This is a genomic window from Streptomyces sp. CA-288835 (assembly GCF_050936385.1).
Taxonomy (GTDB): domain Bacteria; phylum Actinomycetota; class Actinomycetes; order Streptomycetales; family Streptomycetaceae; genus Streptomyces.
In genome coordinates, this window is the sequence record NZ_JBNJMW010000001.1 from 4,401,126 (window position 1) to 4,426,270 (window position 25,145).

At 69.8% G+C, this 25,145-nt stretch carries 24 protein-coding genes; 14 read left to right on the plus strand and 10 right to left on the minus strand.

The annotated features are described in order from the left end of the window. Positions 1 to 33: 33 nt before the first annotated feature. Positions 34 to 3,276, minus strand: a complete 3,243-nt coding sequence (locus ACQEVY_RS19630) for a D-alanyl-D-alanine carboxypeptidase (protein ID WP_432950252.1) — start codon at positions 3,274 to 3,276, stop codon at positions 34 to 36. Between the two features lie 561 nt (positions 3,277 to 3,837). On the opposite strand from ACQEVY_RS19630, the gene ACQEVY_RS19635 reads away from it, so the two are divergent. From ACQEVY_RS19635 to ACQEVY_RS19645, 3 genes are all read left to right on the plus strand, one after another. After that, complete coding sequence (locus tag ACQEVY_RS19635) at positions 3,838 to 4,596, plus strand: GOLPH3/VPS74 family protein (protein WP_432950254.1); 759 nt, start codon at positions 3,838 to 3,840, stop codon at positions 4,594 to 4,596. A 420-nt stretch (positions 4,597 to 5,016) separates the two neighbouring features. Beyond that, positions 5,017 to 5,889: a helix-turn-helix domain-containing protein gene (locus ACQEVY_RS19640; RefSeq protein WP_432950256.1), complete on the plus strand. Its 873-nt coding sequence runs from the start codon at positions 5,017 to 5,019 to the stop codon at positions 5,887 to 5,889. A 200-nt stretch (positions 5,890 to 6,089) separates the two neighbouring features. After that, the gene (locus ACQEVY_RS19645) at positions 6,090 to 6,281 is read left to right on the plus strand and encodes a DUF397 domain-containing protein (RefSeq protein WP_165345058.1); all 192 of its coding nucleotides are present in this window, start codon (positions 6,090 to 6,092) and stop codon (positions 6,279 to 6,281) included. 153 nt (positions 6,282 to 6,434) lie between these two features. Here ACQEVY_RS19645 and ACQEVY_RS19650 read toward each other — a convergent pair whose 3' ends face one another. Further along, on the minus strand, positions 6,435 to 7,274 hold the full coding sequence (locus tag ACQEVY_RS19650; protein WP_432950258.1) for a hypothetical protein: 840 nt from the start codon (positions 7,272 to 7,274) through the stop codon (positions 6,435 to 6,437). 81 nt (positions 7,275 to 7,355) lie between these two features. Here ACQEVY_RS19650 and ACQEVY_RS19655 point away from each other — a divergent pair, with 81 nt between their 5' ends. Together ACQEVY_RS19655 and ACQEVY_RS19660 are read left to right on the plus strand one after the other, a co-directional pair. Then, complete coding sequence (locus tag ACQEVY_RS19655) at positions 7,356 to 8,141, plus strand: SDR family oxidoreductase (RefSeq protein ID WP_432950260.1); 786 nt, start codon at positions 7,356 to 7,358, stop codon at positions 8,139 to 8,141. Positions 8,142 to 8,306: 165 nt separating this feature from the next. Then, complete coding sequence (locus ACQEVY_RS19660) at positions 8,307 to 9,878, plus strand: sodium:solute symporter family protein (protein WP_432950262.1); 1,572 nt, start codon at positions 8,307 to 8,309, stop codon at positions 9,876 to 9,878. A gap of 74 nt (positions 9,879 to 9,952) precedes the next feature. On the opposite strand, the gene ACQEVY_RS19665 is transcribed toward ACQEVY_RS19660, so the two are convergent. The 3 genes from ACQEVY_RS19665 to ACQEVY_RS19675 form a co-directional block, all read right to left on the minus strand. After that, positions 9,953 to 11,086, minus strand: coding sequence for a CU044_5270 family protein (locus ACQEVY_RS19665; RefSeq protein ID WP_432950264.1), 1,134 nt, complete (start codon positions 11,084 to 11,086; stop codon positions 9,953 to 9,955). Continuing rightward, positions 11,083 to 11,796, minus strand: coding sequence for an RNA polymerase sigma factor (locus ACQEVY_RS19670; protein WP_432955299.1), 714 nt, complete (start codon positions 11,794 to 11,796; stop codon positions 11,083 to 11,085). The genes ACQEVY_RS19665 and ACQEVY_RS19670 overlap by 4 nt, the downstream gene beginning before the upstream one ends. A 128-nt stretch (positions 11,797 to 11,924) precedes the next feature. After that, positions 11,925 to 13,040, minus strand: a complete 1,116-nt coding sequence (locus ACQEVY_RS19675; RefSeq protein WP_432950266.1) for an ADP-ribosylglycohydrolase family protein — start codon at positions 13,038 to 13,040, stop codon at positions 11,925 to 11,927. 298 nt (positions 13,041 to 13,338) lie between these two features. Between ACQEVY_RS19675 and ACQEVY_RS19680 the strand changes: the two genes are divergently transcribed. Genes ACQEVY_RS19680 through ACQEVY_RS19690 form a run of 3 tightly spaced genes read left to right on the plus strand, consistent with a single transcriptional unit; the run spans position 13,339 to position 14,756 of the window. Beyond that, positions 13,339 to 13,881 (plus strand): DUF2165 domain-containing protein, encoded by a 543-nt coding sequence (locus ACQEVY_RS19680; protein WP_432950268.1) that lies wholly within the window; start codon positions 13,339 to 13,341, stop codon positions 13,879 to 13,881. 60 nt (positions 13,882 to 13,941) lie between these two features. Continuing rightward, positions 13,942 to 14,403 carry a prevent-host-death family protein gene (locus ACQEVY_RS19685; protein ID WP_432950270.1) on the plus strand — a complete coding sequence of 154 codons (462 nt, stop codon included), beginning with the start codon at positions 13,942 to 13,944 and terminating at the stop codon, positions 14,401 to 14,403. Beyond that, the gene (locus ACQEVY_RS19690) at positions 14,400 to 14,756 is read left to right on the plus strand and encodes a hypothetical protein (protein ID WP_432950272.1); all 357 of its coding nucleotides are present in this window, start codon (positions 14,400 to 14,402) and stop codon (positions 14,754 to 14,756) included. The genes ACQEVY_RS19685 and ACQEVY_RS19690 overlap by 4 nt, the downstream gene beginning before the upstream one ends. Positions 14,757 to 14,781: 25 nt before the next feature. Here the strand turns inward: ACQEVY_RS19690 and ACQEVY_RS19695 are convergent, their stop codons facing one another. From ACQEVY_RS19695 to ACQEVY_RS19705, 3 genes are all read right to left on the minus strand, one after another. Then, positions 14,782 to 15,324: a hypothetical protein gene (locus ACQEVY_RS19695; RefSeq protein ID WP_432955300.1), complete on the minus strand. Its 543-nt coding sequence runs from the start codon at positions 15,322 to 15,324 to the stop codon at positions 14,782 to 14,784. 54 nt (positions 15,325 to 15,378) lie between these two features. Further along, positions 15,379 to 17,964: a bifunctional FO biosynthesis protein CofGH gene (locus ACQEVY_RS19700; RefSeq protein WP_432950274.1), complete on the minus strand. Its 2,586-nt coding sequence runs from the start codon at positions 17,962 to 17,964 to the stop codon at positions 15,379 to 15,381. Between the two features lie 77 nt (positions 17,965 to 18,041). Continuing rightward, on the minus strand, positions 18,042 to 18,887 hold the full coding sequence (locus ACQEVY_RS19705) for an LLM class F420-dependent oxidoreductase (protein ID WP_432950276.1): 846 nt from the start codon (positions 18,885 to 18,887) through the stop codon (positions 18,042 to 18,044). Positions 18,888 to 19,136: 249 nt separating this feature from the next. On the opposite strand from ACQEVY_RS19705, the gene ACQEVY_RS19710 reads away from it, so the two are divergent. The 3 genes from ACQEVY_RS19710 (at position 19,137) to ACQEVY_RS19720 (ending at position 22,486) form a co-directional block, all read left to right on the plus strand. Continuing rightward, entirely contained in the window at positions 19,137 to 20,648 is a 1,512-nt protein-coding gene (locus ACQEVY_RS19710; protein WP_432950278.1) for a CehA/McbA family metallohydrolase, read from the plus strand. A gap of 54 nt (positions 20,649 to 20,702) precedes the next feature. Then, positions 20,703 to 21,098: a nitroreductase family deazaflavin-dependent oxidoreductase gene (locus tag ACQEVY_RS19715; RefSeq protein ID WP_432950280.1), complete on the plus strand. Its 396-nt coding sequence runs from the start codon at positions 20,703 to 20,705 to the stop codon at positions 21,096 to 21,098. Between the two features lie 269 nt (positions 21,099 to 21,367). Next, positions 21,368 to 22,486, plus strand: coding sequence for a hypothetical protein (locus tag ACQEVY_RS19720; RefSeq protein WP_432950281.1), 1,119 nt, complete (start codon positions 21,368 to 21,370; stop codon positions 22,484 to 22,486). Positions 22,487 to 22,591: 105 nt separating this feature from the next. On the opposite strand, the gene ACQEVY_RS19725 is transcribed toward ACQEVY_RS19720, so the two are convergent. Continuing rightward, positions 22,592 to 22,801 (minus strand): hypothetical protein, encoded by a 210-nt coding sequence (locus ACQEVY_RS19725; protein ID WP_432950283.1) that lies wholly within the window; start codon positions 22,799 to 22,801, stop codon positions 22,592 to 22,594. Here ACQEVY_RS19725 and ACQEVY_RS19730 point away from each other — a divergent pair. The 3 genes from ACQEVY_RS19730 (at position 22,776) to ACQEVY_RS19740 (ending at position 24,510) form a co-directional block, all read left to right on the plus strand. Beyond that, on the plus strand, positions 22,776 to 23,345 hold the full coding sequence (locus ACQEVY_RS19730) for a DUF5753 domain-containing protein (RefSeq protein WP_432950285.1): 570 nt from the start codon (positions 22,776 to 22,778) through the stop codon (positions 23,343 to 23,345). The two genes, ACQEVY_RS19725 and ACQEVY_RS19730, sit on opposite strands and share 26 nt — an antisense overlap. An 11-nt stretch (positions 23,346 to 23,356) precedes the next feature. Further along, a complete protein-coding gene (locus ACQEVY_RS19735) occupies positions 23,357 to 23,602 on the plus strand; it encodes a DUF397 domain-containing protein (protein WP_432950287.1) in 246 nt (81 codons plus the stop codon). A gap of 137 nt (positions 23,603 to 23,739) precedes the next feature. Next, complete coding sequence (locus tag ACQEVY_RS19740) at positions 23,740 to 24,510, plus strand: SAM-dependent methyltransferase (protein ID WP_432950289.1); 771 nt, start codon at positions 23,740 to 23,742, stop codon at positions 24,508 to 24,510. Here ACQEVY_RS19740 and ACQEVY_RS19745 read toward each other — a convergent pair. Further along, a complete protein-coding gene (locus ACQEVY_RS19745) occupies positions 24,497 to 24,949 on the minus strand; it encodes a DUF5707 domain-containing protein (protein WP_432950291.1) in 453 nt (150 codons plus the stop codon). The two genes, ACQEVY_RS19740 and ACQEVY_RS19745, sit on opposite strands and share 14 nt — an antisense overlap. Positions 24,950 to 25,145 lie beyond the last annotated feature (196 nt).

The window sequence follows — 25,145 nt, forward strand, 5'->3', positions numbered from 1 at the left end:
GCGCGGCAGAAGCCCTGCTCGCCCCTCCGGCCGTCAGCTCACGCGCGTGAGCTTGGAGCCGTAGTCCGGTTCGGTGAGGTCCGACTGGAGGGCCACCGGGACCTCGACGGCGTCGCCCGTGCCGTCACCGACGCTCAGCGAGCCGACCTTGGTTCCCGCCTTCGCCTCGTGCGGAATCTCCGTACCGTCGTCGCTGAGGGCGAGCTCGACGGTCTTGCCGGCCCAGCCCACCGCGGAGACGTCCTGCGTGGCGACGACCGGGGTGCGGCCGCCGAGCCCGTCGTCCACGTACCCGACGACGTCGCCCTTCTTCAGGATCTTCGACGAGGTCAGCGCGTCCTGGGCGGCGACCATCGCGGTCTTGCTGACCGCGTTGACGGTGTCGATGATCGGCGGCTGGTGCTGGCCGAGGATCGCGCCGACGACGGTCACGACCTCGCCGTCCACGTCCTTGGTGGCGGCGAACAGCAGGTTGCCGCCGGCCTTGGTGGTGGAGCCGGTCTTGATGCCGATGGCGTCGTTGTACGGGACGAGGCGGTTGTAGTTCTGCCACTCCTTGCCCGAGGGGTCCTTCCAGACGGGCAGCCTGGTGATGTCCGTCAGCGCCTTCATCTGGACCAGCTCGTTGCCGAGCTTCACCTGGTCCTCGGCGGTGGAGACGGTGGACTCCTTCAGGCCGGAGGGGTCGGTGTACTTCGTGTTCTTCATCCCGAGGTCCGCGGCGGCGTCGTTCATCTTCTTGACGAACGCGGCCTCGTCGCCGCCCGAGTCCCAACGGGCCAGCAGCCGGGCGACGTTGTTCGCGGACGGAATCATGATGGCCGCGAGCGCCTGCCGCTGGGTGAGGGTGTCGCCCTCCTTGATGGTGTTGAGCGTGGACTCGCCGTCCGCGTCGTAACCGCCCTCCGTCTCGGCCTTCGCGTCGACGGGGATGTTCTTGCCCTCGTCGCCGGGCTTCAGCGGGTGATCCTTGAGGATCACGTACGCGACCATGGCCTTGGCAACGGAGCCGATGGCTACGGGCTGCTGCTTGCCGAAGTTGTCGACGGTGCCGATGCCGTTGACGTCCATCCAGCCCTGGCCCTCCTGGGGCCACGGCAGGCTGACCTTGTCGCCCTCGAAGGTGTACGACTGGTCGGCCGTCAGCGCAAGCGCGGGCGCCGGCAAGGGCCGTACCGCCTGCACCACCGCGAACACCACGGCCGCCAGGATGACCAACGGTGTCCAGATCTTGACCCGCCGCACAATCGTCCGCACCGGAGTCTCCGGAGGCGGCGGCGTGTTCGTCAGCTCAGCCAGCAGATCAAGCGGCGGCTTGGGCGGCAACGGCTGCTGAGCGGTCCGCTCGGGCCCGATCTGCGCGATGGCCGCGGTCTCGGCGGCGGGCGGAACAGCCGGCTTCTCCGGCGGTCCAACCGGCTTCTCCGGCGAAGCGACCGGCTTCTCCTTGGGAGCAGCCGGTTCGTCGAGCGGCTTGAGCGCTACGAACTTGCTGGTGCGCTCGGACTCACGCTCGACGGGGGGCTTGTCACCGTCGGACTTCTCGGCGCCGGGCTCGGCGTCCTTGGGCTTCTCGTCCGGCTGGGCGTCGCCCACCTTGAGCGTGGTGGTGGGCTGATCAACAGCGGGCGCCCACACCTTGAAGGTGGCGGTGGGCTGGTCGACGGGCCGCTTGGGCTTGTCGTCAACGGCACTTGAGCCGGACTCGCCGTCGCCGTCCCGGTCGGAGACCGAGGTGGCTCCGCCGTCGGCGCGGGGGTCACGCTTCGCGCGGGCGTCGTAGGCGGGCGCGGAGTCGGGCTCCGCTTCAGCATCCTGGTTGGTCGCGGAGTCGGATTTCGCGTCGGCGCCGGGTGCGGCGTCGGCGGGTTCGGCGTCGGCGGGTTCGGCGTCCGCCTCCGGCTCGACGTCGTCGCCGCCCTGCGCGGCTCCGGAGTCAGACTTCGCGCCGACGCCCGAGGCGGGGGCGGCATCGCCGCCGGAAGCGCCGGCGTCGGGAGCAGTCTCGTCGCCGGGGGCTGCATCCGCCTTCGACTCATCCGCGTCGGCACCACGGCCGCTGGCCGGGGTGCCCTCGGCGGAGGGCACCGCGTCCTCCACGTGCTCGTCATCGGAGCCGCCTACAGGGCGGTCGTCTTCCGCGTCACCAGACGCGTCCTGGTCGGCGCCAGGCTCCGCGTCAGCGTCGCGGGTGGCGACGGCCGAGGCGGCCTCGCCTTCGGCACCAGAGGTGGCAGCCATCCCGCCGGAGGCGGTGTCCTCCGGCGCGTCCGCCTCGGCGCCACGGTCACCGGCCGGGGTGTCGTCGCCCGTGGACTCGGCGTCCGACTGCACGTCGACGCCACCGTCCACCGCCTCGGTCTCCGGCCGCTCGCCATCCTCTGCGACCTCGGCCTCGGAGCCGCTCGCAGGACGGTTGCCCTTCGCGCCACTGGCAGCATCCTCGCCGGAGGCAGACGCCCCGTCGGCGCCCTGACCCACCGCCGAGACGGCTACGCCGTCGCTGGCGTCGGCTGCGGTTTCGGCAGCGGCGAGAGCGCCTTCGCCGACGGCGGCGTCCGCCTCGGAGTCGCGCGCATCGGATCCGCGGCCACCGGACAGAGCACCCTCGCCCACCGGCTCGGCGTCCGACTGCTCGGCCTCCTCTGCACGCCGGGCCTCGGAGCCGCTCGCCGGGCGGTCGCCCTTCGCGTCACCGGACACGTCCTCGCCGGAGGATTCCGCGTCATTCTCCTGGGCCGCGGTGCCCGAGGGCTCCGTGCCCTCGGTGTCGCCCGCAGACAGGTCGTCCTTCGTCTCCACGGTGCCGGAGGCGGCGCCCTCCGCCTCGACGGCTTCCTCCGACTCGGAGTCCGGACCGGCCCCGGCGTCCGAAGCCGAACCTGCCTCGGATTCCGCACGCTCCTCGGAGTCCGTACGAGCCCCCTCGTCGCCGACCTCCGCCTCCGGAGTCGTACCGTCATCGCCCGCATCGGCTGAAGGCGCGGCGTCCCCGTCGCTCTCGACGTCGCCGTCACTCTCCGCCCCGACCCGCGACTCACGGTCATCGGAATCGGAACCGGACCCCGAACCGGCACCCTCGCCGCCCTCGGCCCCCGCGTCCGCCCCCGCGACCCAAGCCGCCACAGCGTCCCGCAGCCGGGTGTCGCCCGACTGGGACGACGGCGACGGCGGGGAGGACTGGGAACCGTTCGCACCGGAGCCCGCGGCGTCCTCCGCTTCCGCTTCCGAAGCAGTCGCCGCGTCCTCCCGCCCCGGGGAACCCTCAGCAGTCAAGCCCTCCGCCCCTGCAGTGTCCGCCGTCTCCGGCATGTTCGACGCAACCGACCCTGAAGCGTCCGTACCCGAGGTACCCGGAGCCGACACTTCCGCAAGGCCGCGCGTGGAGAACACCGCGGTAGCCGTGTCCACCCGCCCGCGCGAAGCGGTCACCGTCTCGCGCGCCACCGCGAGCCGCGGATCCGCGCCCGGCGCGGGACGCGCGTCGGAGCCGCGCCCGCCCGAGGAGGCAGGACCGGGAACCGGAGCCGTACTCCCCGACGTCGGTTCTGCCGACGACTCATGCTGCTTCGACCTGTCGGGGGACTCGCCCGTCACCGATGCCTCCTCCATGCGCCACTCACCGTGCGCCCAACCGAACCATGAACCGTTGAAGAGCCGCCAACAGACGCCCGGAATCGATGTCCGAACCATGTACCAGTGTCCTGTGTGCGGGCTTAACCCCTGCGGTAGACGAGAACGACATACCTACTGGTTCCACTACATTCCGGTCACGCACCCTCGACAGACCGATGTGAGAGGGGTCACCCTGTCATTCATCCACGCGGGGAGGCATGGATGGGCAGGAGCCGCAGAACACTTCCGGAGGAGCTTCTGCTGCTGGCGCTGGACCCGACCACGGGTACCACCGCACAGCCGCAGTCGCTCGACCTTGGTCTGGCCGGAGCACAGCTAGTAGAGCTGGCGCTGGCCGGACGGATAGCCCCAGACGGGGATCGTATCGCCGTGGTTGCACCACGGCCGACCGGAGATCCGACTTTGGACTGCGCGTTGGAGTTGCTGCGAAGGCGTGGCGCTCCCGTGCGTGCCGTTCACTGGATCGGCGGGCCCCGACTGGGGCTGCGCCAGACATATCTCTCGCATCTGGAGCGCTGCGGCATGGTCCATGCCGTCGCGGGACAGATGTGCGGGGTGCTTCCGACGACTCGCTACCAAGCGACGGACACGGAGATCAGCCGGGAGATCAAGGCCCGGCTGGACAGTGCGATCCGCACCGGCGTACCGCCGGACCCGCGGACCGCCGCACTGGCCGCGCTGGCGCACGCCGTCGGCCTGGGCAAGCACCTCTACCCGGGGAACGAAGGGCGCTCCTCGCGCTCCCGCCTCCGGGATCTGATCAGGCACGACCCCATGGGCGGACTCGTGGCGCACGCCGTGATGGACGTCCAGAACGGTGTGGCCGCACAGCCACGCCGCAGCCCGGCCCCGACGCCCGGCCGCCAGGCCGCCGCCGGAGCCAGGCCCGCACCGGAACCCTCACGGGGCGTTCCGTTGCAACCGCGCCGAGGATCGATGGCGCGCGCCGTGGCCCACTGAACCGCCAGGCCACGGCAACAACAGCAGCACAGCACCACCCACCGTCAGCGCCGCACCGCAAGTCCCCAAGACCCGGTTCGGGAGCCGCTGAGCCGCGCGGGGCAGCAGGCCGTACGTCCGGACGACGACACGACCCGCCGCCCCGCGCGGCCATGTCTTCACTCACCAGCGCCCTGTGGTTCCGCCGCGTTGGCGCGCCCGGCGCCCCGAGTTGGCGCACGCGGCGTCCCGAAGGAGGCCGCAGGCCTCTTAGGGGCGCGGGGAACTGCGCGACAAGCCACAACGGACCCGCAGGCAACTTCTTCAGCGAACCCCACCGGCATATCTACCGTTTTCCAGCGCGGCCAGCGCCATGGTGGCAATCTGCTGCAGAGCAGACACGCAAAGTACAGGCCGTACGCAGCCGGAGGTGCACGTCCCGTGGCGTCCAATGTCAATCCCACCGTCAGGCGACGCCGGCTGGGCCAGGAGCTGCGCCGGCTCCGCGAGCTCAAGGGCATGACCGCCGAGGAGGTCGCCGAGCGCCTGCTCGTCTCGCAGTCGAAGATCAGCCGTCTCGAGAACGGCCGGCGCAGCATCAGCCCCCGCGACGTCAGAGACCTCTGCGGGGTGTACGAGGTCGAGGACCAGAGAATGGTCGAGGGCCTGATGGAGATGGCCAAGGCCTCGCGCCAGCAGGGCTGGTGGCACGCGTTCGGGGACATCCCGTACAGCGTCTACATCGGCCTGGAGACCGACGCCGAATCCCTGCGGGTCTACGAGCCCCAGATCGTCACCGGACTGCTCCAGACCCCCACGTACGCCGAAGCCATCGTCCGCGGCGGATCCCCGGAATCCTCGGACGCCGAGATCGAGAAACGCGTCCAGGTCCGGCTGCGGCGCCAGGAGCGCATCAACGCCGACAAGGACCCGCTGCGCCTGTGGGTCGTACTGGACGAGGCCTCGCTGCGCCGCGTGGTCGGCGACAGCAACGTGATGCGCGAGCAGTTGGAGCACCTCAACGAGATGGCCCAACTCCCCCATATCACCGTGCAGATACTGCCCTTCGACGTCGGCGCGCACTCCGGTCTGGCCGGCCAGTACGCGATCCTGGAGTTCGCCGACGCGGCCGATTCGAGCGTGGTCTACATCGAGGGCGTCACCAGCGACCTGTACCTGGAGAAGGCGCCGGACGTGCAGAAGTACAGCCTCATGTACGAGCATCTGCGGGCCCAGGCGCTCAACCCCGAGCGGTCGCGGCAGATCATCGCCGATATCGCGAAGGACTATGCCCGCGGCGGCGGCGTGAGCTGAAGTCGGGCAGGGTATACCAAAGCGCGCCCCAGCAGAAGGTTCGGATGGAATATGCCACCCAGACGAGTGAACGGCTCCTCCGGATGAGGAAGTTGGCGAGTAGCGTCGATCACGCCACTCGATCAACAAAGTTGGCGCGAACTGCGCTGTGGCCCCAATGGCCCGGTGACCTCGGCCAGCGATTCACCATCGGAGCGAACATGGCAATTCTGCAAGGCGCCACGAAGACCTGGACGAAGTCCTCGTACTCCTCCCCCAACAGCGCGTGCGTCGAGGTCAAGTCACCCACCACCTCGGCCCTCGCCGTTCGCGACTCCAAGGCCCCCGAGGGCCCGAGCCTGGCCTTCCCGGCCGAGGCATGGAGTGTCTTCGTGACATCGGTCAAGCAGTGAGACCCGAGGGTCCCTGAGGACCCTCGACCCCCCACTGGCCGAGCCAAACCAACTCCACAAGTTCCACAGCACCAACAAGAGCCCTCTCGACTGGCCGCCGTCACCAGCCGAGGGGGCTGCTGTTTTTTGAACTGAGCGCGCCCGCCCACCAATTCAGCGCAAGCCATCCACGTACCGATCCGTCCCCGGCACCGTAGGAATGAACGGCGCCACCAACTCCACCCTCCCCAGCCCCGCCTCCGCCACCGGCTCCTCCAGCCCCGTGAAGTACTCCTCCCAGCACTCCCGCGGATCCGCCTCCAGGAACCACAGCAACGTCAGCCGCGTATCGACCCCTTCGACCTGCTTCACATACGACATCCGGTCGCTGGGCAACGGAGTCGGCCGAAAGATCGTGACCATCGCGGAGGGCGAACCGGCGAGGCGTTTCGGCAGGTGCCGTGAACGCAGCCACTCCAGCAACTCGGCCCGCTGCTCCGCCCCTTCCGCATCGATGACCTCGACCACCAGCCCCGCATACGGATGGTCCAGCGCGTGGAAGTCGCGCGGGCCCGCCGCCCCGTCCCGGTACACCGTCGCCTCGTGGTCCTGGAACGCCGTGAAGACGTGCGTACGGTCCTGATAGACGCGGCCGTCGCGGTTGAGCCGCTTGTTGATGCCGACGGTCCACTTCATGTGGTCGTCGTAGCGGCCGTCGGTGACCCAGTACGTGGTGATGTAGCAGCCGGCGGTGACCGGCTGGGCGACCGCCGACTTCTCGGGGTAGCGCAGGAGTTGGAGGTCGCGGGTGGCGACCCAGCGGCGGCCCGCGTACATCCAGGGCATCGCCATCGCACCGGCGTAGTAGTGATCGTCCTCGTACCAGCGGTTGTACGCGTACTCGTGGCCCGGATGTGGCTCGACCATGGTGATCAGGGCGTGGCCCGGGTGGACGCCGTACGGGCCCAAGGCGGCCAGCTCCGCGTACACCTCGCTGCGGGTCTCCTCACTCATGCCGTTCCCCTTCCTTCCTCCGGCGGACGCCCATACTCTGACGCCCCGTCAGACAATCCGCCAGAGTCAGGAGGCCTTGGCATGTCACTGCTCGCAGGCAGGACCGTGATCGTCTCGGGAGTCGGTGCCGGGCTCGGGCACCAGGTCGCGGCGGCGGTCGTACGGGACGGGGGGAACGCCGTTCTCGGGGCGCGTACGGAGGCGAATCTCGCCAAGGTCGCGGCTGAGATCGATCCGGAGGGCGCGCACACGGCGTACCGCGCGACGGACATCACCGACGAGGCGCAGTGCGAGGCGCTGGCCGCGCTGGCGGCGGAGCGGTTCGGGCGGATCGACGCCGTGGTCCATGTCGCCGCCTTGGACAGCTACTTCGGCGGTCTTCAGGACGCGGACTTCGCCACCTGGCAGTCCGTCATCGATGTGAACCTGCTCGGCACGTTGCGGATGACGCGCGCCTGTCTGCCCGCGCTGAAGGAACGCGGCGGGTCGGTCGTCTTCATCGGGACGCAGTCGGCCGTCGCCGCTCCCACGCAGGTGCGGCAGATGGCGTACGCGGCCTCGAAGGGTGCGCTGACGTCCGCGATGTACTCCCTGGCAAGGGAGTTGGGGCCGCACCGGGTCCGGGTGAACACCGTGTTGCCGGGGTGGATGTGGGGGCCGCCGGTCGAGATGTACGTCCAGTTCTCGGCGCATACCGAGGGTGTGCCGGAGGCTGACGTGCTGGAGCGGCTGACGTCTCGTATGGCGCTTCCGGAGTTGGCCACGGACTCGGACGTGGCTGATGCCGCGGTGTTCCTGGCCTCGGAGCGGGCGCGGGCGATCACGGGGCAGTCTTTGCTGGTCAATGCGGGGGAGTTGATGCGTTAGCCGGGTCTCGAATGCGTTCAGGAACATGAACCGAGGTCAGTAAGCAGAACTATTTTACCCCCTCTTGACGGTACGGGGCGTTGTCGTCGCCATGTCAGCGAACTGACGATGAGCGGGCGCTTCACGACCCTGAACGGGACCCTGAGAACCCTAAGAGGGGGGCATATGAACGGTCTCGACTGGACCGTACTTATCGGCTACTTCGGTGTGATGGTCGCGATCGGCGTCTGGTCCCACAAGCGCGTCGACAACGTCAGCGACTTCTTCACCGCCGGCGGCAAGATGCCGTGGTGGCTGTCCGGCATCTCCCACCACATGTCCGGCTACAGCGCCGTGATGTTCACCGGCTACGCGGCCATCGCCTATACGTACGGCGTCACTTCCTACGTCACCTGGTCCTTCCCCATCGCCATCGGCATCGCGATCGGCGCCCGCCTCTTCGCACCCCGGCTCAACCGCGTGCGCTCACGGCTGCACGTGTCCTCCCCGCTGGAGTATCTGAAGAACCGTTACAACCTGCCCACGCAGCAGGCCCTTGCCTGGTCCGGCGTCCTGCTGAAGATCGTGGACGTGGGCGCCAAGTGGGCGGCGATCGCGACCCTGTTGTCCGTGTTCACCGGGGTCTCGCTCAACATGGGCATCCTCATCACCGGTGCAGTGACAGCCGTTTACTGCACCGTCGGCGGCCTGTGGGCGGACGCGCTGACCGAACTCGGGCAGTTCATCATCCAGTTCATCGCCGGTATCGCGATGCTGATCGCCGTCATGGCCGAGCTGGGCGGCTTCAGCACGCTGTGGAGCGTCTGGGACGAGCCCGCGCTCGACGGGCACTCCGAGCCGCTGGCCGGCCCGTACATGATGGTCTTCCTGATCGCGTACCTGTTCATCAAGACCTTCGAGTACAACGGCGGCATGTGGAACCAGGCCCAGCGCTACATGGCCACCGATTCCGCGAAGTCCGCGACGCGCTCGGCCTACCTGTCCGCCCTGCTCTGGCTCATCTGGCCGCTGGTGCTGTTCTTCCCCATGTGGGTCGCGCCGCTGATCATCCAGACGGACGTGCCGGCCGATTCGTACGCCCTGATGGCCGAACAGCTGCTGCCGCACGGGCTGTTGGGCCTGGTCATCGTGGGCTTCTTCTCGCACACGATGGCGATGTGTTCGTCGGACGCCAACGCGATCGCCGCCGTCGTCACACGCGACATCATGCCCGCCGTCTCGCGCAAGGTGCGCCAGTGGGACACCCGGACCGGGCTGCTGGCCGCGCGCTGGGCCACGCTGCTGTTCCTCGGTCTGTCGATGGCCATCGCGACGCAGGTCAACTCCGACTTCTTCGGCGACATCATCACCGTCGTCATCAAGTGGGTCGCGGGGCTCATGGGCCCGATCGCGATCCCGCTGATGCTGGGCCTGCTGCCGTGGTTCCGCAAGAGCGGCCCGACGGCCGCGCTGATCAGCTGGGGCCTCGGCCTCGTCACCTTCTGGCTGGTCAACTACCCGATCCACTGGAACCTCGACGGCGGCGTCCCGCTCCAGTACCAGGTGTCGATTCCGCTCGCCGTCTCGCTCGTCCTCTACATCCTCATCGGCTACGTGAAGCCGGAGGACACCCCGGAGCGCGACGAGATCATCGCGAAGATCAACAACGATGACGACGGCTCGGGTTCGGCGGCCGCGGCGATCCCGACGCCGGCGGGGGCGGCGGATGACGTGGTGGGGGCGCCGGTGAAGGACTGAGCTGCGCATACGTACGTACGACCGTGAGGGTGGCCGCTCCGCTACGAGCGGCCACCCTCCGTGCTGACTGGACGTCAACTCGTCGGCTCGTCACCGATCTTGTCGACGACTGCGGCGTCGAGCAGTGCGCTCTTCTCCGATCCCAGGTAGTCGAGGGTTTTCTTGCCGAAGACCCACACGTGGCGCTCGTCGCGCTCCTTGAAGCTCAGGCCGATGCCGGGGCGGCCGGCCTGGTCCTCGGCGTTCTCGACCACCGAGACGCCCGGGATCTTCGCCGCGGCTCGGTAGAGGGCGGCGCCCGTCTCGGGGAGGAGCGTCGCTTCGTCGAGCATGTCGCCGATGTTCTCCAGGGCCTGGCTGTGCTCGCCCTCGCCGCCCGCGTCGTCGTAGATCTTCTTGAGCAGCGCGTCGGGATCGGTGGGCAGCGTCTGCACGTCGTGGAGCGTGATGGCGTTCGGGTCGGCGCCGAGCTTCATGTCCCTCGTACTGCCCTTGGTCATCCCTTGGAACGGGTCCCGCGGGCCTGTCTTCAAGCCGTTCAGGTAGGTGGTCCGGGCGAGTCCTTCGCGCTTGCCGTCGACGGCGGTCCAGCGCTGCTCGCGGAAGTGCCGGATGTCTTTGTCCGTGATCTTCGTGGAGCCCTGGGTGCGGAGGTAGACGTACTGGTCGTCGCGGACCGGCACGGATTCCTTGGCGGCGGCGACTGTGGCGATGCGGTTGAGGAGGTCGGCTGCTTTCTGGTCGGGGGTGGGGGTCTCGAAGGCGCCGGTGGCGATGACGACTGCGGCGGCGGCGACGGCGGTCGCGGTGGCGAGGGGGAGGGCGATCAGGGCGAAACGGCGGCGGGGGGAGGGTTTCCGGGGCGCGGGGGCCGTGACGGTGTTCCGGTCGTCCTGGCTGCCGTGGACTTCCGGGATGGCCGGGTTCGCCGGGTTCGCCGGGGTGGCCGGATTCCCCGGGGTGGCCCGGGTCTCCGGGGTGGCCCGGGTCTCCGGGGTGGCCCGGGTTTTCGGGACGGCCCCGGTTTTCGGGACGGCCCGGGTCTCCGGGGTGCCCCGGGTTTTCGGGGTGGCCGGGTTTACCCGGGCAGCCTGGGTGAGCTCTCGCATCAGATGGTCCTTCAGCAGGTCATGGCGGTCGCTCGGGAGGACCGGGTCGCCCGGGCTCGGCAGCAGCCTGGCCAGTTCTTCGCGCTCTTCGGGGTTCATCGGTGCTTCTCCTGTGTCGACCGGGCCGCTTCGGGGCGGCCACCCGGTACCTGTCCGGTGCGGAGCCGGCGTCTCGGTTTTTCCGGCGGCCGGTCGGCGGGCGCGCTCCGGGCCAGCTCCTCCTCCGCAAGGCGACGCAGGCGCACGCGGGCGCGGGAGAGCCGAGACCGTACGGTGCTGGCCGGCACGCCGAGGGCCTCGCCGGCGGCCGCGTAACTCAGCCCCGACCAGACGCACAGCGCGAAGACCTCGCGCTCGGGTCGGCGGAGCCGGCCGAGGGCGGTGCGGGCGGCGGCGAGCCGTTCAGTGTCCTCCATGCGGCCGACGAGTTCGTCGGCGAAGTCGGGCACGGTGTCCCGGTCCGCCGTGCGGCCGTGGAGTCGGCCGAGCGCGGCGCGGTGCCGACGGGCGGCGCGGTAGGTGTTGCGCAGGACGTTGGTGGCGATGCCGTAGAGCCAGGGCCGTAGGCCGTCGCCCTCGGCCAACTCGCCGTCAGGGAGCCCCTCTTCGGGAGCCGGGGCGTCGGGTCTCAGCTTCTCCCGCAGCCGCCACGCCTCCAGGAAGGTCAGGGACACCACGTCCTCCGCGGCGCCCAGGTCTCCGGTCAGCCGGGCGCCATGGCTGTACACGGCCCGGGCGTGCGCGCCGAACAGCTCGGCGAAGGCATCCGGGTCACCGGCCCGTATCCGGGCACGTAAGGAAAGTTCCACAACCAGCCCTGTCCGCTCGGAGCGCCGCGTCTCTGTGGTGTCGGTCACATGCGCGCCGGCGTCGGTCATACGGGCGTCGGCGTCGGTCATACGCGCGTCGCATCAGCGCCAGGAACCTGATGCCGGCCTCACGCCCGCGGATACCGCGCCAGCCACCCCGGCGACGACCCGGCCGGTCCGTGCAGGGCGGGCCCCTGGGTCATCTCCATCGCGAAGTCGTCGGCGAGGACGAGCATCGTGGGGCGGCCCTCCAGTTCGGCGAGCCAGGCCGGCGGGAGGGCCGTCTCGCCGTGCAGGGCGCCGAGGAGGGCGCCGGTGAGGGCCCCGGCGGCGCCCGAGGGGCCGCCGTGGTTCACGGAGAGGCACAGCCCGTGCCGGGTGTCCTCGCCGACCAGCGCGCAGTACACGGCGACCGACAGCAGCCCCTCCGCCGTACCCGCTCCGGCCAGCTCCTCGATCCGGGCCGGCGTGGGCATGCCCTGCCGTACGGCACCCAGCGCGTACTGCAGGGCATCGGTCACCGGCTGCTGCCCCGGCCAGTCGGCGAGCAGCTGGAGCGAGCGCTGCACGGCGGCGTCGAGGCTCTCGCCGCGGGCCAGTCCGTGCACGATCAGGGCGTACGCGCCTGCCGACAGGTAGGCGACGGGGTGGCCGTGGGTCTGGGCCGCGCACTCGACGGCGAGCTGCATCACCAGCTGCGGCTCCCAGCCGACGAGCAGCCCGAACGGCGCCGAACGGGCCGCGGCCTCGGCTCCCATCTCCTCCAGGTTCTTGGGGGCGTCCAGGGTGCCCATCATGTCGTCGGCGAGGCCGATCAGGCAGGCGCGGGCGGGGTTGCGGCGGGCGTACAGCCACTCCTCGCGGGCCAGCCAGCCGTCCTCCTTGCGGCGTTCGTCGGGACCCCAGTCGTGCTGCGTGGCGGCCCATCGGAGGTACGCGCGGTGGAGGTCCGTCGGCGGGTGCCAGGCGCCGGTGTCCCGGCGGACCTGGGCGCGGATGAGCCCGTCGATGCTGAAGAGGGTGAGCTGGGTCAGATGCGAGACGGCGCCGCGGCTGCCGTGCCCGAAGGGCAGGTCGAGGACGCCCTCCGGGCCGTACTCCGCGCGGATCTCGTCCATCGAGAGCGCCCCGACCGGCGAGCCCAGCGCATCACCGAGGGCCGCGCCCAGCAACGTGCCCCGCACCCGGCTGCGGAAGTCCTGCTGCTCGGCACGCCCCCAGACGGCACCGGACGTCGCACCCACCGAGGCCTCCCGAAGATCCCGTCCCGCACGGCTACCGTCCCGTACGGCTCTGACAGCTCAGCACTGTAATCGAACGGGAACAGTCGGTTGAGGGCCGGAACGGTTTGCGAATTCTGGGCGGGGATGTGGGGCGGCGTGAGGTGCGCGTACCCAGGCTAGAAGACGGCGGAAACGGGGAATAGTCGCTAGGCCAACACCCTTGTCCCTCAAGGAACTTGACCGCTCACAGAGGGACATTCATGGAGATGCCCATGAGGGCATCCATTGGGGCATTCATGGGAACTTCAGGGGGATTTTCATGACGAACACCGGAGGCGGACGGGCACTCCCCGTCACCGCGGCCCTGCTCACCGGCACGGTCGCGCTCTACATGGCGCTGGTCGCGTTCGGCAACATCACCGACTACGGCACGAACCAGCAGTTCGTACGCCATGTCCTGGCCATGGACACCACCTTCAAGGACGACGACCTGATGTGGCGCGCGATCGAGTCCCACACCCTCCAGGACATCGCCTACGTCGCCATCATCGCCTGGGAGACCCTGGCCGCCCTCGTCCTCATCACCGCCACAGCCCTCTACGGCACGGGTCTGCGCCGCATGGACCTCACCCGAGCCCGCCGCGCGAGCACCGCCGGCCTCCTGATGGTGATGCTCCTCTTCGGCGCCGGCTTCATCGCCATAGGCGGCGAGTGGTTCTCCATGTGGCAGTCAGAGGACTGGAACGGCCTGGACGCCGCTCTCAGGGTCTTCGTACTGAGCGGGGTGGTGCTGCTGGTGGTGCATCTGCCGGGGGCGGCGGGGCGTGCGACGGGGGGTGGTGACGTCAGCCGCACCAGGTGACGTTGCACCCCGCGAGTCATCCGATTGACTTCGGAATACGTTCCGAAGTACCGTCGGATCATGTCCGCTCCCACGGTCGCCTTCTCCGAGCTGTCGAAGAATTCGAAGCGCGTAGCCGAGACCCTCGACCGGTCCCAGCGTGTGCACATCACGCGTCGGGACGGTGAGGATCTGTACCTCACCACGGCACGCCATGACCAGCAGCGTGAGGAGACGGCCGACATCACGGCCCGCCTTCTCGCCGCTCTGGTCCGCAGCGATGCCGGTGAGCGGGCCATACAGCGTGCGCTTCCCTCGGTGTTCCCGTGGGTCCGGCATCTGTCGCTGGAAGAGCTGAAGCAGTTCGTGGCCGAGCTCATCGACGCCACGTACGACGCGGCCCAGTTGGACGTCCACGTCAATCTCCACCGAGTCGTCGTCGAGTGGCGCGCGACGGCACGCATCCTCGCCGACCCCGAGCTGACCTCGCAGCTCACCCGCCCGCTGCCGGACGAGGACCACGGCGAGGTGACCGCTCCGTGAGCCCGAAGCGCGGCGACGACGTCGCCCCGCCGCCGGTCGGCGGGGAATGGCGTCTGCGGTTCGCGACGAACGAGGCAGCCAAGGGCTGGGGCGAGTTGGGCGCCGAGGCGCCGGGGAACACGCGACGCTGCTTCGAGGCACTACGCAGCGATCCCCTGTCCCGAGCGGATCCCGACCGTCAGCACCGGCTGCGCGGTCGTCTGGCCACGGGCAATCTGGGTGGCCGCGAGTACCCCCAGTGGGAGTACGAGGTGACAGCGGGAGGCCGCGTGCGCTATCTCGTCGACGAAGCGCGCCGCACCGTGCACCTGGTCTTCGCATCCACGCGCCACCCCAAGGACACCGAGCGATAGCAGGAACTGCACCGCTGCCGTGCGCCTACTCGATCACCGAAACCGTCGTCCCCGTCGAACCGAAGTCCCAGATCGCGGCCCCGTCTGCCGTGCGGGTGCGGATTCCGCCCGTTTCGACTCCGGGGTCGGGTGACGGCGACGAGCCGTCCTTGGCGTTGGAGAAGGCGATGGAGACGCCGGAGCGGGTGGTGAAGTAGACGACGTTTTCGATCGGGACGTCGTCGTAGCCGGTTGCTGAGGCGTTGCGGAATGTGACCGTGTAGGTGCCCGGGAGGGGGCTCACCGAGCCCGGCCAGACTGTGAACGTGCGGCGGGCGTCCTTGCCGGAGTCGACCAGCCATACGCGCCGCTGGCTGAGGGAGTAGACGATGCGCCGGCCCGTGCCCGAGTCGTCGGGTACGGCCGCCGGCGCGGACGGGCTTGCCGAGGCGGAAGGGCTCGCGGAGGCGGTCGGTTTGGGCTGGGCCGCCTGTTCGGCGCGTACGGCCTGGAATGCGACCACCGCGACGGCGGCCAGGGTCAGCGTGGTGACCCAGACCCAGGGGGACAGCCGTCGTCGCGCGGGCAGCCTTCGTCGGGTGGTCACCGGCACGTACCTCCTCCCCCTCGTCCGCGGCCTGGCTCAGTCCAGCACCGGCAGCAGCTCCGGCAGGTGGCCGTCCGAAGCCGACGCGGCCCGCTGCCGTTCCTCCGGGACCTCCCCGTACAGCGTCGTGCGTGGACGCGCCGGACGGCCCGCTGCCTCGGCCACCGCGATCAGGTCTTTGACCGACTTGTACGAGCCGTAACTCGAGCCCGCCATACGGGAGATGGTTTCCTCCATGAGCGTGCCGCCGAGGTCGTTCGCGCCGGAGCGGAGCATCTCGGCCGCGCCCTCCGTCCCCAACTTCACCCAACTCGTCTGGATGTTGGGGATGTGGGGGTGCAGCAACAACCTCGCCATCGCCACCACCGCGCGGTTGTCGCGCATGGTCGGGCCGGGGCGGGCGATGCCCGCCAAGTACACGGGCGCATTGGTGTGGATGAACGGCAACGTCACGAACTCCGTGAAACCGCCCGTCTGTTGCTGGATCCGCGCCAGCGTCCGGAAGTGGCCGAGCCAGTGCCGGGGCTGGTCCACATGCCCGTACATCATCGTGGACGAGGAACGGATGCCCAGTTCGTGCGCGGTCGTCACGACCTCGATCCAGGTCGCCGTCGGCAGCTTGCCCTTGGTGAGGATCCAGCGGACCTCGTCGTCGAGGATCTCGGCCGCCGTGCCGGGGATGGAGCCGAGGCCCGCCTCCTTGGCGGCGGTCAGCCATTCGCGGATCGACATCCCGGTACGGGTCGCGCCGTTGACGACCTCCATGGGGGAGAAGGCGTGGACGTGCATGCCGGGGACGCGTTCCTTCACGGCCCGCGCGATGTCGAAGTACGCGGTGCCGGGCAGGTCGGGGTGGATCCCGCCCTGCATGCAGACCTCAGCTGCCCCGACATCCCAAGCCTGTTGGGCGCGGTCCGCCACCTGCTTCATCGACAGCGTGTAGGCGTCGGCGTCCGTGCGGCGCTGGGCGAAGGCGCAGAAACGGCAGCCGGTGTAGCAGACGTTGGTGAAGTTGATGTTCCTCGTCACGATGTACGTGACGTCGTCGCCGACCGCCGACTTGCGGACGTCGTCCGCGATACGACACAAGGCGTCCAACGCCGGGCCGTCGGCGTGCAGCAGGGCCAGCGCCTCGTCGTCGGTGAGCCGCGTCGGGTCGTCGGCCGCCGTCGCGAGCGCCGCCCGCACGTCCGTGTCGATCCGCGAGGGCACCATCCCGGGCGCCGCCGCCTCCCGCAGCGCCTCCCAGTCTCCGTACACCTCGTCGAAGTCGTTCCGGCGGTCGCCCGTACGCCCCTCGGTGTCGATGGTGCGATGCAGGTCGGTGCGGCCGGAGGAGGTGAACGCCTCGTCCGGCTCCTGCCACGGGTGGCCCTCGACGACCGCGTCGGGGCTCGCCAGGCCGGTCTCCGGGTCGGCCAGGGCCCGTACGTGCGGCAGCAGCCGCGGGTCCAGCCAGGGCTCGCCGCGCTGCACGAACTCCGGGTACACACACAGCCGTTCACGCAGTTCGAAGCCGGCCGCCGCCGACTGCTCGGCGAGTTGATCGATCTGCGGCCACGGCCGCTCAGGATTGACGTGGTCGATGGTGAGCGGCGAGACGCCGCCCCAGTCGTCGATACCGGCGCCGATGAGCCGCCCGTACTCGGAGTCCACGAGATTGGGCGGCGCCTGGAGGCAGGCGGAAGGACCCATGATGTGCCGCGCGACGGCCACCGTGGCGACGAGATCGTCCAGTTCGGCGTCCGGCATCCCGCGCATCGCCGTGTCCGGCTTGGCGCGGAAGTTCTGGATGATCAGCTCCTGGATGCCGTGGTACGCCCGCGAGATCTTGCGCAGCGCGAACAGCGACTCGGCGCGCTCCTCGTACGTCTCCCCGATCCCGATCAGCAGCCCGCTTGTGAACGGCACGGACGACCGCCCCGCGTCCTCCAACACCCGCAGCCGCACCGCCGGTTCCTTGTCGGGTGAGCCGTAGTGCGGGCCGCCCGGCTCGGACCACAGCCGGGTGGCGGTCGTCTCCAGCATCATTCCCATGCTGGGCGCGACGGGCTTCAGCCGCTGGAAGTCGGTCCACGACATGACCCCGGGGTTGAGGTGCGGCAGCAGCCCCGTCTCCTCCAGGATGCGGATCGATATGGCCCGTACGTACGCGATGGTGTCGTCGTAGCCGTGCGCGTCCAGCCACTCGCGCGCCTCGGGCCACCGCTCCTCGGGCTTGTCTCCGAGGGTGATCAGGGCTTCCTTGCAACCGAGTTCGGCTCCGCGCCGCGCGATGTCGAGCACCTCGTCCGGCGACATGAACATCCCGTGCCCGGACCGGCGCAGCTTGCCGGGAACGGTGACGAAGGTGCAGTAGTGGCACTTGTCCCGGCACAACCGGGTGAGCGGGATGAACACGCTCTTCGAGTACGTGATGACGCCAGCCCTGCCTGCAGCCTCAAGGCCCGCGTCCCGCACCCTCCCGGCGGACGTCACCAGGTCGTCCAGGTCCTCGCCACGCGCCTGCAGCAGCACGGCCGCCTCGGTGACATCGAGCGCGACGCCGTCGCGGGCACGTTTGAGAGCCCGCCGCATGGCATTCGCGGTGGGCCCGGTTCCGGAGCTCGCGGAAGTCGTCATCTTTCGAGCATACGGTCGCATTGATCAGGCACGCTGGGGGCCGTGTCACAAGTAACGCGGCCCGGCCCCATCGCCCGCTACAAGTACTTCGCGTAGTCGTCCAGTACGCGCAGCACCTCCGCCTCCCCGGCCGGCGGCAGTTGCAGTACGACCTCCTCGATACCGAGGTCCGCGTAGTGCGCGAGCTTGCCGGGGGTGGGCAGCACGGCGTACGGCACGACCTGGAGCGCCTCCGGGTCGCGGCCCGCCTCGGTCCACGCGGACCGCAAGACCGGCATCGACTCGGTCAGCCCGCGGCCACCGATCGGCAGCCAGCCGTCCGCGTACTCGCTGATGTGGGAGAAGAGCTTCGGCCCGGCCGCTCCCCCGATCAGCGTGCGCGGCCCGACGACCGGTCCACGCGGCTTCTGTACGGGTTTGGGGTAGGCGTAACTGGCGCGTACGGACCCGAACGCGCCCTCGTACGCGGTGGGTTCGGCCGCCCACAGCGCCCGCATCAGCGCCATCCGGTCCCGGCCCAGCTCCCGTCGCGTACGCCAGTCGACGCCGTGGTCGGCGGCTTCCTCGACGTTCCAGCCGAAGCCGATGCCGAGTGTGAAACGGCCGCCGGAGAGGTGGTCGAGCGTCGCGATCTGCTTGGCGAGGTCGATGGGGTCGTGCTGGGCGACGAGGGTGATGCCGGTACCGAGCCCGAGCCCGGTGGTGACCGCCGCCGCCTGGCCGAGCGCGACGAAGGGGTCGAGGGTCCGGCCGTACTCGGGTGGCAGCTCACCCCCCGCCGGGTACGGCGTCGTCCGCTCGACCGGGATGTGCGTGTGCTCGGGGAGATAGAGCCCGGCGAAACCGCGCTGCTCCAGCTCGCGGGCGAGCAGGGTCGGGCTGATCGTCTCGTCGGTGAGGAAGATCGTCGTGGAGATCCGCATGAACCCTTCCTAGCCTGACCAGCGCCCAGAGTCCATACCGACCGGTCGGACGAGCCTTCGACGCGTACCTCGTCAAACGCCTCGCAAGCGACCTGACGGCCGGAAGTCATGGGAAGCCCTCCCGAGAAGCCCTCCCCCGAAGCACCGATGAAAGCTGCCGATTCCCTTCCCTTGCACGGGAGTTCACGGCTCAATACGAAACTGGTACGTGCCATCCCCTGCCACACCCCACACCCTGGGAGCAGCAGCATGTGCGAGGACGACCACGGAATCGGCAGACGCGCCCTGTTCGTGACGGGAGCCGCCGCCGCGCTTACGTTGGGAAGCGTGAGTTTCCCGAGCGAGGCCGCCGACGCCGCAGCGGACCACGAGACGAAGACGGTGCGCGGCACACTGCCCACCGGCTCCCCCGACTTCGTGTATCTGCCGGTCGAAGTCCCGGACGGCGTACGGGAGATCAAGGTCTCGTACACCTACGAGAAGCCCTCCGTCCCCGCCGGCACCGCGGGCAACGCGCTCGACATCGGCATCTTCGACCAGCGCGGCACGGAGCTGGGTGGCAAGGGTTTCCGCGGCTGGTCGGGTGGGGCGCGCACGGAGTTCTTCATCCGCGCCGACGACGCGACGCCCGGCTATATCCCCGGCCCAATCCGCGAGGGCACCTGGTACATCGCGCTCGGCCCCTACACCGTGGCCCCGCAGGGACTCCCGTACGAGATCACCATCACGCTCACGTACGGCGATTCCGGCGCCGCCGTGAAGCCGAAGTACCCTCCCACACGCGCCAAGGGCCGCGGCCGCGCCTGGTACCGCGGTGACTGCCACCTGCACTCCTGGTACTCCGACGGCCGCCGCACCCCCGCCGAGATCGCGACCCTCGCCCGCGAGGCGGGCCTCGACTTCATCAACACCTCCGAGCACAACACCCATGCCTCGCACGCCCATTGGGCCGACGTGGCGGGCGACGACCTGCTGGTGCTGATGGGCGAAGAGGTCACGACGCGTAACGGCCATGTCGTCGCACTCGGCACGGACCCCGGCACGTTCATCGACTGGCGCTACCGCGCCCGCGACAACCGTTTCGGCAAGTACGCGCGCGAGATCCGCCGTTCCGGAGGCCTGGTCGTCCCCGCCCACCCGCACGCCACCTGCATCGGCTGCAACTGGAAGTTCGGCTTCGGCGAGGCGGACGTGGTCGAGGTGTGGAACGGCCCGTACGGCCCCGACGACGAGGTCTCCCTGGCCGACTGGGACGGCATGCTGGTCGCCTCGGTCCGCGAGGGCCGCGACTGGATCCCGGCGATGGGCAACAGCGACGCCCACCGCCCGCCAGACCCCGTAGGCACCCCGCAGACGGTCGTCCTAGCCGACGACCTGACCCGCGATGCCATCCAGGAGGGCCTGAAGGCGGGCCGCTCCTACGTAGCCGAGTCCAAATCGGTCACGCTCTCCTTCACGGCCTTCGGCCCGAAGGGCGAACACGCGGGCATCGGCGGCCGCCTGAAGGTCGACCGCGACGACCCGGTCACCGTCCGCCTGGAAGTCACCGGCGCCCCCCGCTGCACGGCCCGCTTCGTCACGGACCAGGGCGTCCTGCACACCAGCCCCGTCCTCCCGGTCTCGGGCTCCGGCACGGTGGAGTGGCGTACGACGGCCCAGTACGCGGCGTACGTACGGGCGGAACTCCGGCACGAGGCGGCAGTGGCACCGCTGCCCGGGGCACTGGCGGCGTTCACGAACCCGATCTTCTTGGGGCGGTAGGTACGGACCGCCTGAGAGACTTCTCGAGTCACCGACGAGAAGGACCAGGGCCTCATGTCGCGCTTCCATGACCTCAAGTTCCGCGCCGTCACGACGTTCCAGCGGCGCGTAGCCAACCCGCTGTCCAGACAACTGCCCTTCCAGACGCTCCTCGAGACCACAGGCCGAAAGTCGGGCCGGCCACGCCGAACCCCACTCGGCGGAAGCCGGGTCGGGAACGAGTTCTGGATCGTCTCCGAGTACGGCGAGAAGTCCCAGTACGTACGCAACATCCAGGCGAACCCAAGAGTCCGCGTCCGCATCAAGGGCCGCTGGCACACCGGCACGGCCCACCTGCTCCCCGACGACGACCCGATCGCCCGCCTGCGCAAGCTGCCCCGCGCGAACAGCACGGCGGTGCGGCTGGTGGGGACGGATCTGCTGACGGTGCGGGTGGATCTGGACGACTGAGGCGCGTTCAGAGGCAGCTCCCCCCCCCCGGAGGCTGTTTCGCGAAAATGTGACACTCGGCAGTCGAAGTGTCACATTTTCGCGCGCGAGGGTCGGGCAGGCGCCCTCCTCTGCCCGGCTGCAGTGCCTGCGGCGCGTGAACTCCCCGTCCACCTCGGATAGTTGGGCCGGGTTTTGTCACGTGCGCGTCTAGACCTCTGGACTTGTCTGTTTCACGGTGGTCTCTCCTACCCGCATGGAGGGACCCAGCAGTGAGACGAAGACGATTTGTGGCAGGAACGATCGGCACCGTTTCGGGGATCGCGCTCGGTGCGGGATCGGTCCGGGCCAACGGGCGGGCGGCCCGTGCCCAAGACTGGCAGGCCGTGCCGGCGCCCGGCAGTATCCCGGCCGCGCAGTTACGCCGTATCGCCGCTGCCGGACCCGAACTGGCCTGGGCCGTGGGCGAGGAGGGCCGCGCCGGGCCGTCGCAGGGGCGAGGGCTGGCCATGCGCTGGGACGGCAGCGCCTGGTCGAAGACCGACCTGTCGTATCTGACGTATACGCGGTTGAGCGACGTCGCCGTTGTCAGCGCCACCGCGGCGTGGAGTGTGGGCATGCCTGCCGACGAGGGCATGAGCCCGCTGCTGAGCTGGGACGGAACCACGTGGCGCGAGGCCGCGTTCCCGGGCCTCGGCGAGCCGGACGTCCGGATGGACGCGGTGGCGGTCGGCCCCGACCGGCGGGTGTGGGTCAGCGGCACCCGCGGCGGCAGCACCGGCCTGCTGCAGGGAGACGGGCGGCAATGGCGATGGCTGGACCCGCTGCCTGCCGCGAGCGCGAACCTGTACCGGGTCGTAGTGCGCTCGCCGGACGAGGTCTGGGTGAGCGGCGACCAGGCACGGGCAACCGGCGACGGATGGTCCGGACTCGTAGCCCGCTGGGACGGAGAGTGGACCGTCCTGCCGCCGATCACAGGCCTCCGCCTGAGCATCGGCGATCTGCATGCGGCCGGTCCGGACGACGTATGGGCGGTGGGCACCGAAGCCGGCATCGGCGGACCACCGGGCCGCCCCGGCAACCCCGTTCTGGCCCACTGGGACGGCACGGCCTGGACGCAGGTGCAACCGGGCTTCACCGTCGGATCGTTGACCGGAATCGCGGCCGACGCCGAGGGCCGCGCCGCATGGATATCGGGCTGGAACTTCCAGGACCAGACCCGCAGCACGTACCTACGCCGGGACGGCGACGGCTGGACGGTAGTACGAGGCCCAGCAGGCACGGCGACGGCCCCGTACGTCAACGACGTGACGCCCATCCCCGGCACCGCGAGCTTCTGGTCGGCGGGCATGACAAGCCCCACCCCCGCTCCTCCGACCGAGGCATACACGGAACGTCTCGACGCTTAGCCCCGCGGCGCACGCGTTCGAGAGGAGGCCCAGCCACGTTGAGCATGCGTTGCGGTGCCGGCCCAGGGGGCAGGCACCGCAGGGAAGGGCTGGTGATCCACGGGCCTACGGATCCATGACCTGTGGATCACGGAAGTAGTAGACGACCGTCACTCCCATGCCGGGCGTATGCGTGTACACGACGGTGATCGCCTCGGCTGAGTCGTGGGCGAGAGGTGTCGTATAGGTGTACTCCACGGAGGGCGGGCGCCAGCCGGGGATCTCGCGCCCCGCCGCCGGATCCCGCTCGATGACCGTGAGCGCCTCACGGACCACTTCCCGCTCCCCCTCCGGAACCCATCTGCATGCCGCGCACAGCATGCATGTCCCCGGCCTCCTCCAAACCGTCGAGTACGCGCGCGAGATCTTCCGCCAAGCCGTCCCCGAACTGTCACCACCCGAGATCGAGCATCGCATCTCGTTCCGCATCAAGCGACAGGCAGTGCTGTACCAGGACAACGCGACCCCCTACCGAGCTGTGATCCATGAGGCAGCCCTCCGCATGCAATTCGGCGGCCTGGACGTGACCCGCGCCCAGCTGCAACACCTGCTCAAACTGAGCGACCACTCCCACGTGACGATTCGCGTGATCCCGTTCGACGCGGGCTCCTACCCCGGATCCGGTCAGTCGGTGTACTTCGTGAGGGGCCCGGTTCCAGCGCTCGACACCGCACAGTTGGACCAGTCCCACGGCCCGGTATTCATCGATTCAGAAGCCCAACTCGAGCAGTACCGGCTGCTTCTCGACCGCCTGGAAGCCACCGCCCTCAGGCCCGCCGAATCGCGGAACCTCATCCACGACCTCACGCAGAACCTGTGAAGGGACCCAAGATGCCCCCCATCGCCTGGCAGAAGTCGTCCTACTGCGCCCAGGGCGAAGCCTGCCTGCACGTAGCCAGCACATGGCAGAAGTCGTCCCACTGCGGACAGGGCGAATCCTGCGTCCACATATCCGCCACCCCCCAAACCATCCACCTCACCGAAAGCGCCGACCCCACCCAAGCCATTCTCTCCGCCACCCCCACCGCCTTCAGCGCCCTCCTCCACACACTGAAGGCGAGCCCGAACCACGGCTGAAGCACGCCCAGGACAGGTCGTAGCACCGGCGCCGTCCCCGGGAGGCCTCCTGCTTCAGACGCAAGGTAAGGAGCACCCGGCGACAGCCCGACCGAAATCCAGCAGACACCCCGCCCCATCCGCGCCATGATCCCCCCATGGACCGCCGCCGCATCAGCGCCCTCGCCCACGCCGACCACCCCATCGCCGCGCCCCTGAGCGACGCCTCGGTGGCCCGTCTCCTCGACCGGGCCCTTCGGGACGGCGCCGAGCGGGTGCTGGATCTCGGGTGCGGGGAGGGGGCCTGGCTGATACGGGCCTTGGAGGGGCGGTCAGAGGTCAGGGCCGAGGGGGTCGACCTGGACGCGGACACCATCGCGCGGGCACGCGAGGACATCGCGGCACGCGGACTCGGTGACCGTGTCACCCTGCACGCCCAGGACGCCCGCGAGTTCACCGCCGACGACCGGTTCGGCCTCGTACTCTGCGTCGGCGCCACCCACGCCTTCGGCGGCCTGCTGCCCACCCTCGAAGCCGTCCGCCGCCACCTCGCCCCCGGCGGTACGGCCCTGATCGGCGACGGCTTCTGGGAGCGCGAGCCGGACCAGCGCACTCTCGACGCCGGGTTCGCCGACGAGTTCACCGATCTCGGCACCACCGTCGACAGGATCGTCGCGGACGGGTGGACGCCCGTGTACGGGCACGTCAGCACCACCGAGGAATGGGACGAGTACGAGTGGTCCTGGACCGGCACCCTGTCCCGCTGGGCCCTGGACCACCCCGCCGACCCGGACAGCGGCGAGGCGTACGCGGCCGCCGCCGAGCACCGCGCCGGGTGGCTGCACGGCTACCGCCACACCCTCGGTTTCGTCACGTTCCTGCTCCGGCGGACACCGGACGACCTGCGCGTCTGGATCACCCCACGGTGAAATCGGCCGCCTTGGTGTCCAGCGTCGTGTCGCCGTCCTCGGCGGTGGCCAGGACGGCGACGTGCCACAGACCGCGCGGGGACGCGTCCGCTTCGGCGCGGGTGACGGTGACGGTATAGGTGCAGCGCGCGGTGTCCTCACCGGACGGCTTGCAGACGGCCGACTCCACGGCGGCCATGTCCTTCGCGGTCAGCTGCTGCTTGGCGAAGGACGAGTTCGCCGGCCAGGCCAGGACCTTCACGTCCTTGACGCCAGAGGACGCCGTAACGTCAGTGGTGAAGGTGAACGAGCCGTTGCGGTCGCCGTCGGGGGCAACGTAGCGAGCAGTGCTGTGCGCCACAGAAAGAGGCTGGTCCCCGGCGTAGGCGACGGCGAACGCTCCGGTACCTGCGAGGACGACGACACCGGCGGTCACGGACAGAACGATACGTCGCGACATGAGAAATTCCCCCAACAGACTCAGCTGGACCGGACCGGCGCTCTCGGCTGTGCGCCGTTGCACCGATACTGGCCGCGCTGCGGGCGCAGGGTATGAGCACACGTACTCAACCCAGGCCTGAGTAGGGCCAGTTCGGGTCGCATCGTCCGGCCGCCCCCTGTGAAAAGGGGATGCGCCGGTGGGCCCTCCCCGTGTT